This window comes from Flavobacterium piscinae (assembly GCF_004122145.1).
Lineage (GTDB): Bacteria > Bacteroidota > Bacteroidia > Flavobacteriales > Flavobacteriaceae > Flavobacterium > Flavobacterium piscinae.
The window spans coordinates 1-15,904 of sequence record NZ_SBKQ01000002.1; the positions used below are offsets into that span (position 1 = coordinate 1).

At 31.5% G+C, this 15,904-nt stretch carries 13 protein-coding genes; 2 read left to right on the forward strand and 11 right to left on the reverse strand.

Annotation, left to right across the window (positions count from 1 at the left end; all coding sequences use genetic code 11):
- Positions 1–596: 596 nt before the first annotated feature.
- Together EQG68_RS01605 and EQG68_RS01610 are read right to left on the reverse strand one after the other, a co-directional pair.
- Complete coding sequence (locus tag EQG68_RS01605; protein WP_129463044.1) at positions 597–1,520, reverse strand: NAD(+)/NADH kinase; 924 nt, start codon at positions 1,518–1,520, stop codon at positions 597–599.
- Positions 1,520–2,539, reverse strand: coding sequence for an SPFH domain-containing protein (locus tag EQG68_RS01610; protein WP_129463045.1), 1,020 nt, complete (start codon positions 2,537–2,539; stop codon positions 1,520–1,522). The genes EQG68_RS01605 and EQG68_RS01610 overlap by 1 nt, the downstream gene beginning before the upstream one ends.
- A gap of 183 nt (positions 2,540–2,722) precedes the next feature.
- Here EQG68_RS01610 and EQG68_RS01615 point away from each other — a divergent pair, with 183 nt between their 5' ends.
- Both EQG68_RS01615 and EQG68_RS01620 read left to right on the forward strand, forming a co-directional pair.
- Complete coding sequence (locus EQG68_RS01615) at positions 2,723–5,836, forward strand: DUF6493 family protein (protein ID WP_129463046.1); 3,114 nt, start codon at positions 2,723–2,725, stop codon at positions 5,834–5,836.
- Positions 5,837–5,838: 2 nt separating this feature from the next.
- Entirely contained in the window at positions 5,839–7,167 is a 1,329-nt protein-coding gene (locus tag EQG68_RS01620; protein ID WP_129463047.1) for an SWIM zinc finger family protein, read from the forward strand.
- 5 nt (positions 7,168–7,172) lie between these two features.
- Here EQG68_RS01620 and EQG68_RS01625 read toward each other — a convergent pair whose 3' ends face one another.
- The 9 genes from EQG68_RS01625 to EQG68_RS01665 all read right to left on the reverse strand — a co-directional run bounded on the left by EQG68_RS01625 (position 7,173) and on the right by EQG68_RS01665 (position 15,843).
- Positions 7,173–8,189 (reverse strand): tetratricopeptide repeat protein, encoded by a 1,017-nt coding sequence (locus EQG68_RS01625; protein WP_129463048.1) that lies wholly within the window; start codon positions 8,187–8,189, stop codon positions 7,173–7,175.
- On the reverse strand, positions 8,182–9,372 hold the full coding sequence (locus EQG68_RS01630; protein ID WP_129463049.1) for a hypothetical protein: 1,191 nt from the start codon (positions 9,370–9,372) through the stop codon (positions 8,182–8,184). The genes EQG68_RS01625 and EQG68_RS01630 overlap by 8 nt, the downstream gene beginning before the upstream one ends.
- Positions 9,362–11,896 (reverse strand): ribosomal protein L7/L12, encoded by a 2,535-nt coding sequence (locus EQG68_RS01635; protein WP_129463050.1) that lies wholly within the window; start codon positions 11,894–11,896, stop codon positions 9,362–9,364. Before EQG68_RS01635 ends, EQG68_RS01630 begins: the two co-directional genes overlap by 11 nt.
- On the reverse strand, positions 11,896–12,603 hold the full coding sequence (locus tag EQG68_RS01640; RefSeq protein WP_129463051.1) for a hypothetical protein: 708 nt from the start codon (positions 12,601–12,603) through the stop codon (positions 11,896–11,898). Before EQG68_RS01640 ends, EQG68_RS01635 begins: the two co-directional genes overlap by 1 nt.
- Entirely contained in the window at positions 12,603–13,736 is a 1,134-nt protein-coding gene (locus EQG68_RS01645) for an AAA family ATPase (protein WP_129463052.1), read from the reverse strand. Before EQG68_RS01645 ends, EQG68_RS01640 begins: the two co-directional genes overlap by 1 nt.
- Positions 13,737–13,742: 6 nt before the next feature.
- Positions 13,743–14,399: a hypothetical protein gene (locus EQG68_RS01650; RefSeq protein WP_129463053.1), complete on the reverse strand. Its 657-nt coding sequence runs from the start codon at positions 14,397–14,399 to the stop codon at positions 13,743–13,745.
- A gap of 3 nt (positions 14,400–14,402) precedes the next feature.
- A complete protein-coding gene (locus tag EQG68_RS01655) occupies positions 14,403–14,906 on the reverse strand; it encodes an endonuclease V (protein ID WP_129463054.1) in 504 nt (167 codons plus the stop codon).
- 129 nt (positions 14,907–15,035) lie between these two features.
- Positions 15,036–15,584, reverse strand: a complete 549-nt coding sequence (locus EQG68_RS01660; protein ID WP_129463301.1) for a 3'-5' exonuclease — start codon at positions 15,582–15,584, stop codon at positions 15,036–15,038.
- A gap of 28 nt (positions 15,585–15,612) precedes the next feature.
- Positions 15,613–15,843 carry a hypothetical protein gene (locus tag EQG68_RS01665; RefSeq protein ID WP_129463055.1) on the reverse strand — a complete coding sequence of 77 codons (231 nt, stop codon included), beginning with the start codon at positions 15,841–15,843 and terminating at the stop codon, positions 15,613–15,615.
- Positions 15,844–15,904 lie beyond the last annotated feature (61 nt).

Here is a 15,904-nt window from a genome sequence, read left to right on the forward strand (position 1 = left end):
TTCAATAAAACTGACAAAGTCCTGATCGGGGGATAAGTCTGAAATCTTTGCTACCGCAAATGGTTTACTTTGTCAGTTTTGGTTGTTATTAAAATTACAAAATTTTCAATGAACAAATCTAAAGGCTACCGCACGAATCCTTTCGTATAGCTTTTGAATACATAAAATGCTTCAGAATGGTTTTCTAGGTAGTGCTTACTTATTTTGTTCCTTTCATTTCAAATAGAAAAAAACGCTATTGATTAGCTAGAACCACACAAAAGGATTGGTGCGGTTAAAAGGGCAAATGCCTTCGTTTGAAGCTATTGATTTAATTAAAGTAGAATGCAGAATTTCGTAACTTCAGAAGCGGTTTGTAGAACTTATGAAATGATGAAGAAATTTTGAATTGAAGATAAAACAAGTATTGTTGGTGGATTGTTGAGTGTTTAGTATTGAAAAAAATCATCACATACAAAATCAAATTTTTCATGTTTTTGTTGATGGGAATTATAATGCTGAAAGGGTTCGGAATATATTTTACATTTTCAATTCCAATACTCACATTGATATTTATAAGTATTGTATAATTTAAAAAATTATGATGGAATTTAACTCTACCTATTCAAAACAATGTTAGCTGTTTCAGTTGCAATACCAATGGTAACAATAGCACCACTATTAAATTTTAAAAAATCGGCTTCAATTCCATCACTAAAAATAATTCCACCTGTAGGCATTAGAGATTCAATGGTTAACTGATTTTGTCCTTTAATTATACCCGTCATAATTCCGGTTTGCGTTCTAATACTTTGAAAAGGTTCACGAACAGCAAACAACAATTCATTATCTTTTAATCTGGGTCTTTTGGGTTTCAAATTTTTTTCAAACATTCCTGCAACACCATATGCCATATTAAAAACCGAACTCAACCAACCTGTAGAACCTGCCGGTGTAGAAACAATTAATCCACTTGATGAATGTTCTTCTGATAATGTATTGAAAGTAATTTTATAACGAGCTGAAACATGCGTAGAAGCTCCAATAAACAAATCATTAAAAGCCAAAAGTCGTTGCCCATCATTCAACTTTGCTTGTGCAAATCGCATGGTCTTTGATTGAAAATTTTTAGATACAACTTGTTCAACACCTATCAAAAAATTAGAAGTGTCAAATGGCAACAATACGCCATCATATCTGTCTTTATCAGGATTTACTGCTACAATTGGACATCCTCTAGCATATTTTGCTGTGTTAGCTACTAGACCATCTTGACCAATAACAACAATCAAATTATTATCAGAAAATAAAAACGAAGGAAGAAATTGTCGCTCAATAGTTTTATTCTTTACAACTTTTGAAAGACGCGTTTGCAATTGAACCAACTCATAATGAAAAGTTTCATGTTCTAGAACATAATCATCAAAATTTCCACCAAGACTTTCTATATAAAATTTAGCTTGAGCTTTTGTATTAAATCGTTCAATTAAAGCCTCAAGTCGGGTTTTATTCTTAACAATTATGGCGTATTCGATACTCATTATTTATTTTCTCGCTTTTCACTTAAAATAGAATCCAAAAGTTCTGGACTAATATTCAAATTACCTATTTTATCTGCATTTTCAGCAAGTTGTCTAAAAGCAAGTGAAATATTAAACTTTGGATCGGGATTGTTATTGAGTGCTGTTAGAATCTTCCAATCCATTTCTTTATAAGGTTTTAAAGTTGCTTCTAAAACAAAACCTTTTGTTTCTGCTTCTTTTTTATCGTTGGTTGTTTGTTGCTCAATTAATAGTTTTCGTTGGTTTTCAACTGCAATATCTGCTTCCAACTTCATTTCACGAAGTTTTCTGTCATTGTCTGCTTTTTGAACATCCGATTCCATTTTCTTTTCTGCAATTTGTTTTTGCTTTTCTTCAACAGCAATTTCGGTATTTAGTTCTGACTCTTTAATTTTACGCTCCTGTTCAACAGCAAAATTTCTTCGTTCATAAATAGCTTGATCTGCTTCTTGTTGCAGTTTTTCACGTGTTTCTGTTTCTAAAGCTCTTGCCATTTCCGGTGTGGCTTGAATGGCCAAAATATTAGCTCCTAAAATTTCAATTCCGAGCATAGTAATAGCAGGTGATACTTTTAAACCTTCTAAAATTCTATCTTCTATCGTTTTGGCAGATCGAATGGCATCTTTTAATTTAATTTCATGAATAAATGAAGATGTTGCGGTTTGTGCTTCGTTGATTATACGCTGATTCAATTTTTCAATATCATTCTTTTTATATTGTCCGTTGTCTGTAACCGTAAAATCCAGCACATCGGCTAATGTCTTCGGATTGCTTATTTTATAACTTATTTGTCCCTGAATTGTCACTGTTTGATAATCATTGGTTGATTCATTAAAAATAAACGGCAAATCGTTACTTCCCATCGGAATCGCAACAATCGAACTATTTGGAGCAAAATAAAAAAATGAAAGTCCTCTTCCTTCTTTCGAAATTTTCCCGTTAGAAAAATGAAGAACATAAGTCATTGAATCAAATTTGATGTGTTTTATGCCAAACATAAGGTTGTGTTTTTATAGAAATCAAATCTATGCAAATTAATAGAAGAATCAAAAAAGAAGGTAAATGAATTTTCAGTAAATATTTTTTGAAATTAACAAACAAAAAGCAGCATCATTTATTTAATTCAATAAATAATTTCGATATTTACTATTTAAAAAATATCGCTATAATCTTATATTTATATGAATAAACATCTCAAGTTTATTGACGGAAATTCTAATAAATTTTGGCAAATTCAAGTTAATGGGAATCAATACACTGTTACCTACGGAAAAAATGGAACTTCTGGTGTATCTCAAATCAAAACATTTGAAACTAATGAAGATTGTTTGAAAGCCGCAGAAAAACTTTTAGCAGAGAAAATCAAAAAAGGATACTCTGAAAATGGTGAAGTTACTATTCCTGAAAAAGTGGATGCAAAAACAGGAAAAGTTACTAATGTGAAAGCAATATTAGAGGAATATGACTATATGATTAGTCAAAAGAATAGTGCTTTACTCCTTCCGTTTTTAGAAAAAAATACAAAAGGAAATTTAGAAGCTATTCGCAAACATATCAAAAAGAATAAGCATTATTGGATGACCTATGTTGACCTAACACTTGAACCTGGCTATAAAAAAACAAAAGACAATAACTGGAGTTGGGGAATGCGTGGCGATGAAAAAATGAATGAAATCATTACACTCAGTGCCATAGCCACATTTGACAAAACAGACATTCTTTCCTTTGAGGAAGCTCTAAATGTTTTAGAAAAAATAGAGGTTTCTGCTGTTGTTTTAGACGTTCTTAATTGGGCTAAACCCAACTGGATTGAAACCTATATTTTAGATAGATTTAAAAAAAATGATTGGCAAAATTTTGACTACAAAGTACTTCGTTATCTTGAAGATAGTGGGTTTATCTCGTTTAACCCTGAATTATTTGCTTTATGTTTATCCCGATTTAATAGTTGGCACGGCAAAACAAAACCAAGAGAATTTGTTGACTATTTATTTAATGATGATAAGGCTGTTAAAAGGGATATTCCTTTATTATATGACTATGAAACCAACATTCAGAACAGTACTTTTAGAGAAACACCAAATGCAAGTTATAGAGAATTCAATACTTGGAATTTACTTTTCAACCAATTAATTTCAGAAAGTAAATTAGACAAAAAGACATTTGTTGAAAATGCTATTTTGATTCAAACCAAAGAATGGAACAATAATCTAAAACTCTTCTTTAGAAAATTACTAGAAGAAATAAATGTTACTTCCGAAGACTTAATTCTATTTCAAGAAAATATTTTTACTTTCTTCCACAATCCCAATCCTACGATTGCTAATTATGGTGCGGAATTAGTAAAGAAATTATATGACCATCCAAAATTTAAAACCAAATCATATCTGGAATGGTTGGAAGGTTTGATGATGCGAAATGATTGTAAAGCTGCAATTAAAAGCACTTTAATGATATTGGAAAAATTAAGTAAAGCCAATCCAAAATTAAACAAACCAATTGCATCATTAATAGCAGATATTTATGTTATCTCAGATTTGAATATTCAGGAAAGAGCCACCAAATTGCTTTTAAAAATAGGAAGTGAAAAAGATGCTGTTCTATCCGAAAAATTAGCTTCTTATGTTAGCTTCATGCAAGGAAGCATTAAAACAAGTTTAAGTAAATTTTTAAGTGAAGAAGATTTACTTGTTGACGAATCTTCACTAAAGCATTATCATTATAACAATCAAAAAGTGAAGGTTTTAGTTGAAGAAGTTGAAATTCCAAAAGTTTGGAATGATATTCTGTTTTTAATTGGACGCTTTATTTCATCTGATGATGTAATTGATTCTGAAATTTTAGTAAATGTATTTATTGCTCAAAGGCATTTGTTTCCTTCGGATTATACCAAACAACTTCAACCCTATTTAAAACAATTAGAAAACAATTATTTTACAAGTATTTTAAAAACATACGTTAGAAGTTTATTAGTCAATAAAATTCCCAACAAAGATTTTGTCTATAAAGTAAATGACAAAGAACTAATTACACTCAATACGCTCAAACTGATAAAACCACTAATTCAAAAAGCACTTCAAAAAAATAGTGAAGGCTCACAACTTCCGTTACTTTCTTTCCCAACGCATAAACCATATTGGGTAGAACCTAAAACGCTTTTGGAACGAATAATTCAATATCAAACCGCCAAAGAAACAATTGATAAAGTTGATTTGAGCATTGCTATCAGCAGAATGCCTCGTGAAAATGTTGAAGAGGCAATTCCATTGTTAGAAAAACTACATACTGAAATGAAAGACTTAATGTCATACAGTTTAGGAGTTTCTAATGAACTAAAAGTCAACTCGTCCTCTGTATTGTCAAAGTTATTTCAAAAAGTAGCTGGTCCAAATCAAGATTCCGAAAAATTAGCACTATGGGCAGTTGCAGCAAGAACTTATTTTCCAAATGAAACCTTTGAAGAATTTGAAAAAACAACTTTAAATGATATTCCTTTTGTTTCAAAACCATTTGCACCAAAAATACATTTCAAAGAAAAATGGAACGAATGGAAAAACTATCAGACCAAAGAGCTCGAACGTTCACCGTCATGGATGGAATTGACCTACCAACTTCCTGTAGAAAAAAATGTCCCTCAAAATTTTATTTACAATCTTGATTTACATCCAAAAAAAGAAAAATACTCTTGGCATTCTGATTATGTGTTAAATACTGAAGACAATGCCTACTATTGGAATAGTCTTATGCCACAAAATAACGAGCCATTAGCCTATTTACTATTAAAAAACTGTAAAACTGCTGATGGAACTAACCATGAATTAAAAGGTTTTTTAAATGTTACCAATATTCCGGGATTCCAATTTGATACTACATCATTATTAGTATTCGCTTGTTGTTTCTTTCAAGAGAAAAAAGATATTCGTCTTTTAGCTTCCGAAATAATTATAAATCTTGTTGAAAAACAAAACATAGATGTCAATTTATTTTCTGATAAACTAGCCTATCTTATTACTAATAAATACGGCGTATTATTGCGATTAATAGATGGAATTATAGTCTTAAAAGATGTTTCTCCATTACACAATTCGGCTTTGTTTTTAATTTTAGATGGAATATTTAAAAGAATAGAATTAAGTGACAAACTACCAACTAACTTTAAAAAATTGGTTGAAAACTATTTAGATGTTATGGCTAAAACCAATCAAAAACCTTCGGCTGAAAGCTTACAATTCTTTGAAAAATACAAAGAAAACAATTCGCTAAAACCACTTATCAAACAACTTCTAATTTCATAACAATGAACGATTTACTATATAAATACCAAAGTGTTTCAACTATAAGTAAAACCAAAGGAATCAATAATTTGGTTATGGCACACCAAACAGAAATAGAAGAAGTGAACAACATTCCATGTTTCTTTTGGGGTAGTTTAACCGAACCTTACATCACTGCAAAATGTTGGAGCACTATTGCTAAAGTAGTTCGCTCAAGTTTTGGACCAATTCCACCAAGTCTTCGAGATCCAATTGTTTCGGCTGGAGCAGAACGAATGCGTTTTGAAGGTTTTTCTTCGTGCAATGGTGTTTATGTTCGATTAGATATGAAACCCGAAGCTATTGATGGAGAATTTATTGCATCTGGAACCACCAATGTCGATTTTAACGAACCCATGTTGAATGCCTTAAACGCCATTCAAAAAAATGAAAAAGTAACCTTAGCTGTTGGGCAACATGATGTTCAAGTAATTACTACTAAAGCCAAAGTGGTTGAAAAGAAAGTAACGCTTCCTCCACGCTGGATAAAAGGATTAACTAGCGTGCAATTGTACTTAGCTGATATGGATAAAAAGTTTGAACTCAATAAAATTCAAACTATTCAACTGTTTCAAACTCTCCCAAAAGGAAATGTAAAAGGCGAATTTCATATAACCAAACGAGCAGGTAAATTCATGTTCTCAACTTTAGAAACTCCTGATAGTGTTAGAATTGGAGGTGTTCACCGCTTGCGATTATTAGAAGGCATTTTGCCCATAGTAGATAAAATCTATTTCTATGAATCATCAGACAAAGAAACCTGTGCTGCGGTTTGCGAATTTGGAAAAATGCAATTGCTGATGGCATTTTCTCCTGATGCCTACCGAGGTTTTTCGGGCGAAGGCAAAGCATTGGAAAACATGACCGAAAATCTTCCTATAGAATGGGTTTATGGATTAAACAGTTTACTAAAATCAAACGAATCATTCGACCCAACAATGCTTTCTATAGAAAACGACATCGATTTTGGTACGATGGAAAATCTAACTGCAAGTTTATCTTCCATGGGATTATTAGGTTATGATATCGAAAACCGCAATCATTTTTACAGACGATTACCTTTTAAAACCGAACGTATTCTAAGTCTAAACCCAAGACTTAAAAATGCCAAAAAACTTATCGATAACGAAGACATTCAAATCATTACCAAAAGACATAACTACATCGAAGCCAACGTAAAAGGAACTGGTGTAACTCACAGAGTAATTCTTGATGGTGAAAACCAACATTGCACCTGCGATTGGTTTACAACCTATCAGGGCAAACGTGGAATATGCAAACATATTTTGGGTGTAAAAATGATGGGGGAATAAATGTGTTATTTCCTTTTTTTGTTCAATTTAAATTTCAAAATATCCTTAGTTATCGATACATTATCTTGATTAAAAAAAGCTAATTCGGAACATATTTCAGGTTTTTGGTCAATCAATTTTGCAATAATTTCATAGCTAATGGTTTTTACTTTTTGTTGTAGGGCTTCATCTTTTTTATATTGAAGTTTGATGATTTGTAAAAACGACTCCAAATTTCTTTCTGTCGTTTTATTTTCATAAACAGATTGAATTTCAGTTAATAATGTTTCAGGCTTGACAATATTATCGAAATAATGTTGTAAACAATTTTGAGCATCGGCATTTTCATCCCAGCCATTCATAAGCATTTCCTGGGTTTTACTAAAGGATTCAATTTTAAATTGGTAAATTAATGAGGCTTTAATATATTGTTTTAAACTTACATGAGAAGTAATGGCTTTTTCAAAGTAAATTAAAGCATCTTTACGATTATTCATGAGCAAATAAACATCGCCTGTTTTTTCATGCAATTCTAGTTTCTTATATAATTTTAAAGCTTCAGAATACGATTTTCCTTTTTCAAAACATTCACCAGCACGTTCTTCGTTTTTTAAATAGTTAAGATTTATTGCTGCAGCCTCTAAGTAATGACCACCATCATAAAGTGTACTCGCGGCGGTATAAGGATCTTTTAATAGTTTTAAATAAATATAAGCTGCTTTTTGATAATTTCCTTCATGAATATTTTTTTCAGCTAAATCTCTGTATTTCTGAGCTATTTTATCAAAAACACTTTCTCTTATATAAACAGAAGAATCATATCCATCACCATTACCTGAAAAAAAATCATCAAAATTACCTGTAAAACCTCTCAACAACACTAAGATAAGAATACCAAAAAATAATGTTCCAAAAAAAGAATTCATAAATTGAACACTTGTAACATCACCAATGCTCAACAAAATATAAATTACCTTAATTAAAAGTAATATTACCACCACTGCAAACACTTTATCTTCAAAAGATTGATACTTTTTATTCATCTCCAAAAATGTCTTTATCTGCATGAAACAATCGATACAAAAGAACGCCTATAATTACTAAAGTACCTAAAACATACCATTTAGTAAATCCATATAAACTATAAATAGGCATCAAAAGATAAAAAAGTACCACAAATAGAATAAATACCATAGCTACTCTCGAAAATGGTTTGGCATTACCTGATATACTAAAATTTGAATTTAAAAATAGTTTAATAAACAAACCAATAAGAATAGTACAAAAAACAACGAGTATAAAAACATTCCAAAAATTGGATGAAACAGTTGGTAAAGAACCTATTTCATGCAAGGAAGCACCATTAACAAGCGAAAACAAAAAGTAGAGCAAAATTGCCGTGAAAAATAAACTCCAAAAAATCTTTAAAAATCCTTTGAAATAAGAACGTATACCTGATCCCGATGTTTTCTTTACGCCAAAAAAGACCATGAAACTTTGCATAAAACCACCGCCAAAATTAAATTCACCCATCAAACTTCCTCTGCCAGTTCCTAATGTATCAAGTGGTAAAGCATATTTCATGGCTAATTCAGGATTTTTTTCCATAAATGCCATAAACTTTTCCATTTCACGCTCATTGCCTGCCATTAATTTCTTTAGATTGAATGGTAACTTCGCTAATTTTTCTTCCTCTGTTAACGGTTTTTCAATTTCCATTAGTAGTTTGTTAGCATCTATTTCTAGACGGAAAGACTGAATACTTTTAGGAATAAACACACCTGAATGAGGTTGTTCAATTGCAATACTAATCGATCGAAATGGTTCTAAAATCATTCGCCAATCAATCGGTTCGTTTAGTTCAACTAATCCTAATTCCGGATGCAAAAAATGAAGACATCGATTAAAAACAGTTTGAATTTCTTCAGCTGAAAGCAATGGTGAAATAGTTGAAAATGCAGGTATAAAAAGACGATTTTCTATTAATTGAACACAAACATGCTGATTAAATTGCTTGATAGATTGTAAATCAGATGAAGAAATCACGACCAAACAACCATATATTTCGTTTGCTTTTGTATCTGGAATTGGATAACATTGTACTGCAGCTAAATTCAATTGAAAATCATCCATCGCTTTTAACCATGTCAATGGAGAAGAACCTTTAATAAGTATTCCCCGAAGCGAATGAACGTTTTTATGACTTGGTTTTAGCTTAAGAAACATAATCCTTAATATGATTTACAAACGGTTTTAAATATTTTTGATGAAACTCATCAACAGAAATAATCGTAAGTGTGCTATTTTCGGGTAAAAAATACTCATTACCTGCAAATTCTAAATCCGTGCTCATTGCAGTTGGTCTGTTTACAATAAACGGAATGTATATTTTTGGAATTTCGGAACTACTTACCAATTCTAATATCCCATTGTTATTTTTAATAGTACTGCCATCTTCTGAAAAGAAATAAATCATTTCGATGTAACAAATTGCTCCTATTTTTTCGAGCTCATACTTTAAACTTTCTGCTTCATGATGCATAATGTCTTCCTGAATAACCGGCAGATCTTTATCTAAAATAGATTGACTTTCATGAAACGAATAATTTAAACGTGTCATTAACAATCGAATAACTGAAATTCGGTCCGGACCAACCCGTTTTAGAATCAAATTTGATTTACTTTCAAATCTATCAAATGAATCACTATTAAGATTTTGTGTATTTATGAACGAATTATTAAAAAAATTATAATTATTAATTTCTAACAAACCTTTTCTCAAATTGACTTGACAAGTATTGATTCTGCGAAGAACATTGTACCGATTATAATCTTGTTTATAGGAATTTATGAAGTCATATAAAGTAGTTATATACGAGTCCTGCTGATGTGAAATAATTTTTTTAAAAGCAAAATTTTTAAATTCTAAATCTTCACCGATTTCCCAATAATCTTCAGAATTAGTAAGATAAACGTTATTTTGAGTTGAAAAAAAATTTAATCCAACAAAAGAAATTGCTTTACTAAATGGTTTAGATAAAATTTCTTTACTATCTAAATTACAGGAATATAACATGCCATCTTCTTTTTCTAAAACTAGTAATAGAAGTTCTCCTTTAGTATTTTCTTTCAACATGAATTTTTTACTTCGAAAAGGTATTCCTTGTGCAACCATTCGGAATCCTTTTTCGAATCCATTCGCCACAAACGTGAGCAGATTGCCATTTAAAAAAATATAAAATTCATTTTTATACAATGCTATTGCGTGATAATCGCGTTCTAAGGGATAATAAATTGGTACTTTTTCATTTGAATTTTGACTAAATGTTATTTTACCTTTTACTTTATTTTTAACCCAAAGATCCAAAAGATCTAATTTAATTTTTTGAACGTGTTTTCGAGCCTTATTTTTGATTTTATAAAAGTCTATTATTCCATTACTTTCCGTTGTAATAAGAAAATTAATACGGTCATAATTTTCATTAATAACGCGTAAAAAATCAAGCGAATTCAAGGTGTCTGGCGTAGTTAAAATCATTATTTCAAGAGCAGATCCATTGCTATATTGTTCATCAAAATAAGCTTGTAAACCTTTTGAACAATCTAACTTTCCATTGAGTTGATTTAAACCCTCAATAACTTGAGATACTTTTTCAAAATCAACTTTTTTATACGTATCTCCCAAAGCAAAAGCTTCACAAGCAATATCTGTTTTGGGGTGCATAGCGATAGCAATTGCGGTGGCAAACGAAATTATTTTAGGATTTCCCCAATTTCTTAGTGAGCAATCGATTAATAAAATTCTAGTTTTTTTCGTGTCTTGTGGTGGAATTTCTCTAAGAATATACAACGCTTCATTGTTTGCAATCCTCGACATAAACACATCTTCATCATTGGCGAATTCCGACAACAATAATCGATCAAAATCTCCCTTGTTTGTTAAATCTGAAACGCCTCCCATAGGTTGATGACTTGGCACATTGTGATGTAAAGGAATGTTTAAACCGGACCAAATTTGTTTAATCAAACGGCCAACCTGAAATGTTTTTGGATTTTCAATCAAATCCTCAACAAACTCCGTAGGCTTTTTGGAGGGTTGTTTTAGTTCTAATAAATCTTCTTCAAATTGTGCCGAAATTTCTTCGTCCGGTAAACCCGTTAAAGCCTTTAAAAGTGACGATACTAAAGGAAATTGGTGCTTGAGTAACGCAATAGTTCTGAAATCTTTGACAAAGTTTGCCTGATTAAATGAAATTGGTTTTAAATCGGTGTAAAAATCAAATGCATTTTTTTCAAAATCGGTCAAAATTGACTTAGCTTTTTCGCGTGTCAATCGGTTATGACAATCATGAAAAATAGTTTTAAAAAGTAAGATACGTTTGTCTCCTGATTTATATTCTGAAGGAAGTTCAGCCAATAATTTTAAAAAATCTAATGTTTGAGCCACATTACTCAAATTGGCATTGGGAAACGAATTAACTGTTTTTGTAGATTTAGTAAATTCTTCTATCAAAGCAATGGAAGTTTGACTATCCGGATTTGTTGCGGCAATCACTAAAAGCAACGAACCCAGCGGCGGAATCGATTCGTCTGAAAGTAATTGCAAAACCTCGACAACATAATTACTGTATGCAATCGTTGTTCCGTTTGGTATTTCAAAAACATATTGCGTTTCACCAAAATCATCTTGATAATGATTTAGTGTCCAGAAATAGTCGTTATACGTTTGAAAATACCGAATATAATCCATTAAAATACTTGTTTATTTGAAAGCCTAAACGAACTCAAAGACAATTGCTTAAAATCATTTTTTGGTATTACAATGCAACTGTTATCATTTTGAACCAAAATCCAGTTTTCTTTTCCTCGATTCAATAAATCTTCAACTATTCCAGAAGTCAGAGGCAACTCAAATTCATAACCGGTTGGTAATAAAAAATTGTTTAATCGCCAATACGTAATACCTTTAAAAGGTAATAATGGCGTTCCTAAAAACAAAGCTCTTTTTTCTAACACAACCCATTGTAACGATTTTACCCTAATTTCAGGTAATACTACAATACTCTTTTCAACAATTTCCAATTTACTGAGCAAAGCAAAAGAAGTTCTAACATTATCGGTAGGAACCAATTTAATGATTACTTTTTCCTGAATCCCGAAAAAGTTTAAATTATATTTTGGCAATTGAATTGGCAAAGCTCTTGCAATTGGTGACCACAATAAAGCGGAAGGCAATTTTTTTGAAGGTAACAAGCTTCCTTTAAAAAAAAGTAATTGCTCCCTCAACTCATACAATTTTATACCCGGAATTTGACGAAGTAAACTCGAATGAATTTGTTCCTCAGTAAAATCTTTTACGAGAATAATTTCATCACTGATGGCTGCTTTCAGGTTGTCCCAATGCCTAATGCTAGCGAGAAGTTCTGAATCCGCTCGTTGTATTTCCAAATAATACATTAGGCAATTGTTTTAAGAATGATTTGCCAAAATTTTTCAATCTCATCCTGAATATACTTTTTCTGTTCTTGATTTTTAATCCAATCACAGCGAGTTTGTACATACCGAAGTTTGTCTTTAATCACATTTTGTTCTTCAAAAGACAGGGTTGAATCATTCCACTTGTCAGACAGATATTTCACTTCTTTCATCACCTCTTCAGCTTGCGGAATTTTGTTGTACATCGCTTGCGGATGTGATTGTTCTTGTGTATCTTTTTCAATAACATGGTTTACAATGCCTTCCAGCACTTCAATTTGTTCTTCATTATCCCAAATGTATTTTAACACCCACAAATCGGAAACGGAGGCTTTGTTTCTCCCGCAAATAAAAGCACTTGCTGCAATAAGGTTCTGAATTTTAACTGCTCTTCGGTCAGAAACGCTAATTCCTGTCGTTCGAAGTGAATGAACTAAATTTACATATTCTTTTCTGATAGAAGACAAATCGACTTGACGACAAGCTAATTGCAATTCTCTAATTTCAGTTGAACTGATTGTAGGAGCTTTTCCGTTGGAATTATTTTCTAATTTCCATCCGGCTAAAAGTACTTCGTTTAATAAATCAGGATCTACATAATCACATTTTACACGAACAAGAAAGCGGTCTAATAAAGCATTTAAAGCTTCGTCTTCGGGCAAAATATTACTAGCTCCCACAAACATCAAAACGGGAAGCTTTTTAGTTTCTTTACCTCTACGGAATATTTTCTCGTTCAAAGCTAACAGTAAACTATTTAAAATAGCTGAGTTAGCATTGAAAATTTCATCCAAAAACACCATCGATGCTTCGGGCATCATTCCTTCTGTATTTGTAACCAATTCTCCTTCTTTCAGTTTTCGGATATCAAAAGGACCAAAAATCTCATTGGGTTCTGTAAAACGAGTAAGTAGGTATTCAAAATTCTTTCCATCCTCTACTCCATTCGATAAACTTCGAACAATGGCACTCTTTGCCGTTCCCGGAGGACCGAGCAAAAAGGCATTTTCTCGGGCTAATAAACAGATTCCTAACAAATCAATAATTTCATTTTTTCCTATAAAAGTTGACTTAACGTGGGCTAAAAGAGCGTTTAATTTTTCAGTTGAATGCATAATGGTTTATAAATCACGATTGTTAATAAGTTCAAAATCTGTCCAAAAAACCTTTTGGTAATCACCAAAATTGGCCATTAACCGTTGTTTTATAAATGATATTTCGACAAAAGGTAATGCTTTTTTTTCTGTTATACGGTTCAAATACAATTGTTCTAAACAATTATTTTGTTTCAAAATGTCTAAATTGAGTTGCTGATAATCGGTTTTTAAATCATAACCAATTGATGAATAATGAAAAGTGGTCAAAAAACCTTCCAAAATAGGAATCACCACATCTTCTGGATCAATGCAACTAAACTCATTGAGAAGAAATGGTAGAAAACGAAGACATAAATCGGCAGAAAGTACTGCAGATGGATTTATTGCAGAGTTATAAGTTGGTAAAAAATTGTCAAAATCCTTAACTGTTTCTTTTCTATTAATCAAAAACTGAGTAGCAAAATAAATTGTTTTGGCTGCCCACAAAGCCGCTTTTGTTTCAAATTCCGGTGGTTGAAAAGGATAATTCAATTTCTCTTTTTCATATTCATCTAGTAAAAAAGAAATCGTATCCTCTTCTTCCGCTTTTGAAATTGAAAGAATTGTATCATACAGTATTGCCTGCTCAATTGTTCGCAGTTGATAAATAGTTTCCGCTAAAGGGAGCTTTTTGTTAAGCATCAATTAAATTTCTTTTGTTTTCTGATCCATTAATTTCAAAAGATAGGGCAACCTAAATTCACCATGCATGGCTTTTACTTTTTCGGCTGCTAATTCTTTATTAATTCCAATTGCAGAAACATAAAGTGGTTTATTGCTTTCACCTCTTAAAACAGGAACCACTGTTTCCGAATTAGCATGAAAAGTAGTTTTGGCTACACCAATCACCGGAATTTTTTGTTCAAGTGCTTCATATAAATAAGCTCCCAATCCTTGTTTTAATTCATTATCAGTAAATACATATCCATCAACGATGATAGTAGAAATATTTTTTAAATCAATTTTTTTTAAAGCTTGTAACAAACAAGGTAATTCTCTCTTATAAAAAAAACCAGGCTCATAATCTGCCACTTCAAATGTGTTAACCTCTAAAATTTCAGTATAAGTATCATCCAACCAATCTTCGAACAAAACCAATACTGTTTTAGCGTAGGCTTCTTTATAATGAACATCGACCGCAACAATCATTTCAAAATCATTTAATCACAAATATAAAAAAAGTAAGATATGATTTATACTTATTATTTTATGAAAGAGAAAAAGGATAGTCATTTTTTGCTAAATTATAAAACAAAAACAAGCCACTTAAAAAGTAGCTTATTGTTGTTCTAGACACCAATACAAAATCTTGGCGATATTTCTGGCGTCATCCACTCCACGGTGATGTGTCCCTTCTAATGGAAGGTTTAATAATGCTAATGCTCCGTTCATGCCTACTTTCTTATGCATACCTCGTACTTCACTGAACAATTCTTTCACATTAATGTGATGGCTACCCAGCGGATAATGGACATTTAGAAGTTGACATTGTTTTTTGAGCATGTTTAAATCATACTGACCATAGCTGGCCCAAGTATATTGATCGGGTTGATAGTCCTGTTTAAGCATCTCTATGGCTTCTTCAAAACGTACACCTTCCTTATCCAAAAGTTCTTGCGTAATGGTGGTTAATTCCGTGCAAAACGAACTCACTACCGATCGTTCGGGCTTAATTAATAGTCCTTTATTTTTGGAAATCATACCGGTTTTTGCATCTAATTCGCAAATACCGATTTCTATGATTTCATTCACTTGTCCCTTCGGTATTTGGCCGTTCCAACAAGTGGCTTCTAAATCGATTACGATTATTTTTTCTGTTGTTTTCATTTTTTTTCTATCGCTCAAAGCGATTTTATTATTTATTTTTATTTACTGTACGTAATGAATCTATTGTTTTCATTCGCTCTTTTACTTTGCGTATAACGGTATCGTCTTTTAAACCGTAATTTACATCAAATTCAATCGGATCAGGCTTTGAAGCATATTTTTCTTGATTACAACTTATTATAAAAGCAAAAATTTTTATGACCAATATAGCAATCTTCAAAAATTCCATAAAATCTGAGTTGTTATTATTTTCTTTCATTTTTCCAGGTTTTTAATAAATCCCCGAAAAAATAATTCTCAGGGTTTTGGTTATTTCACAA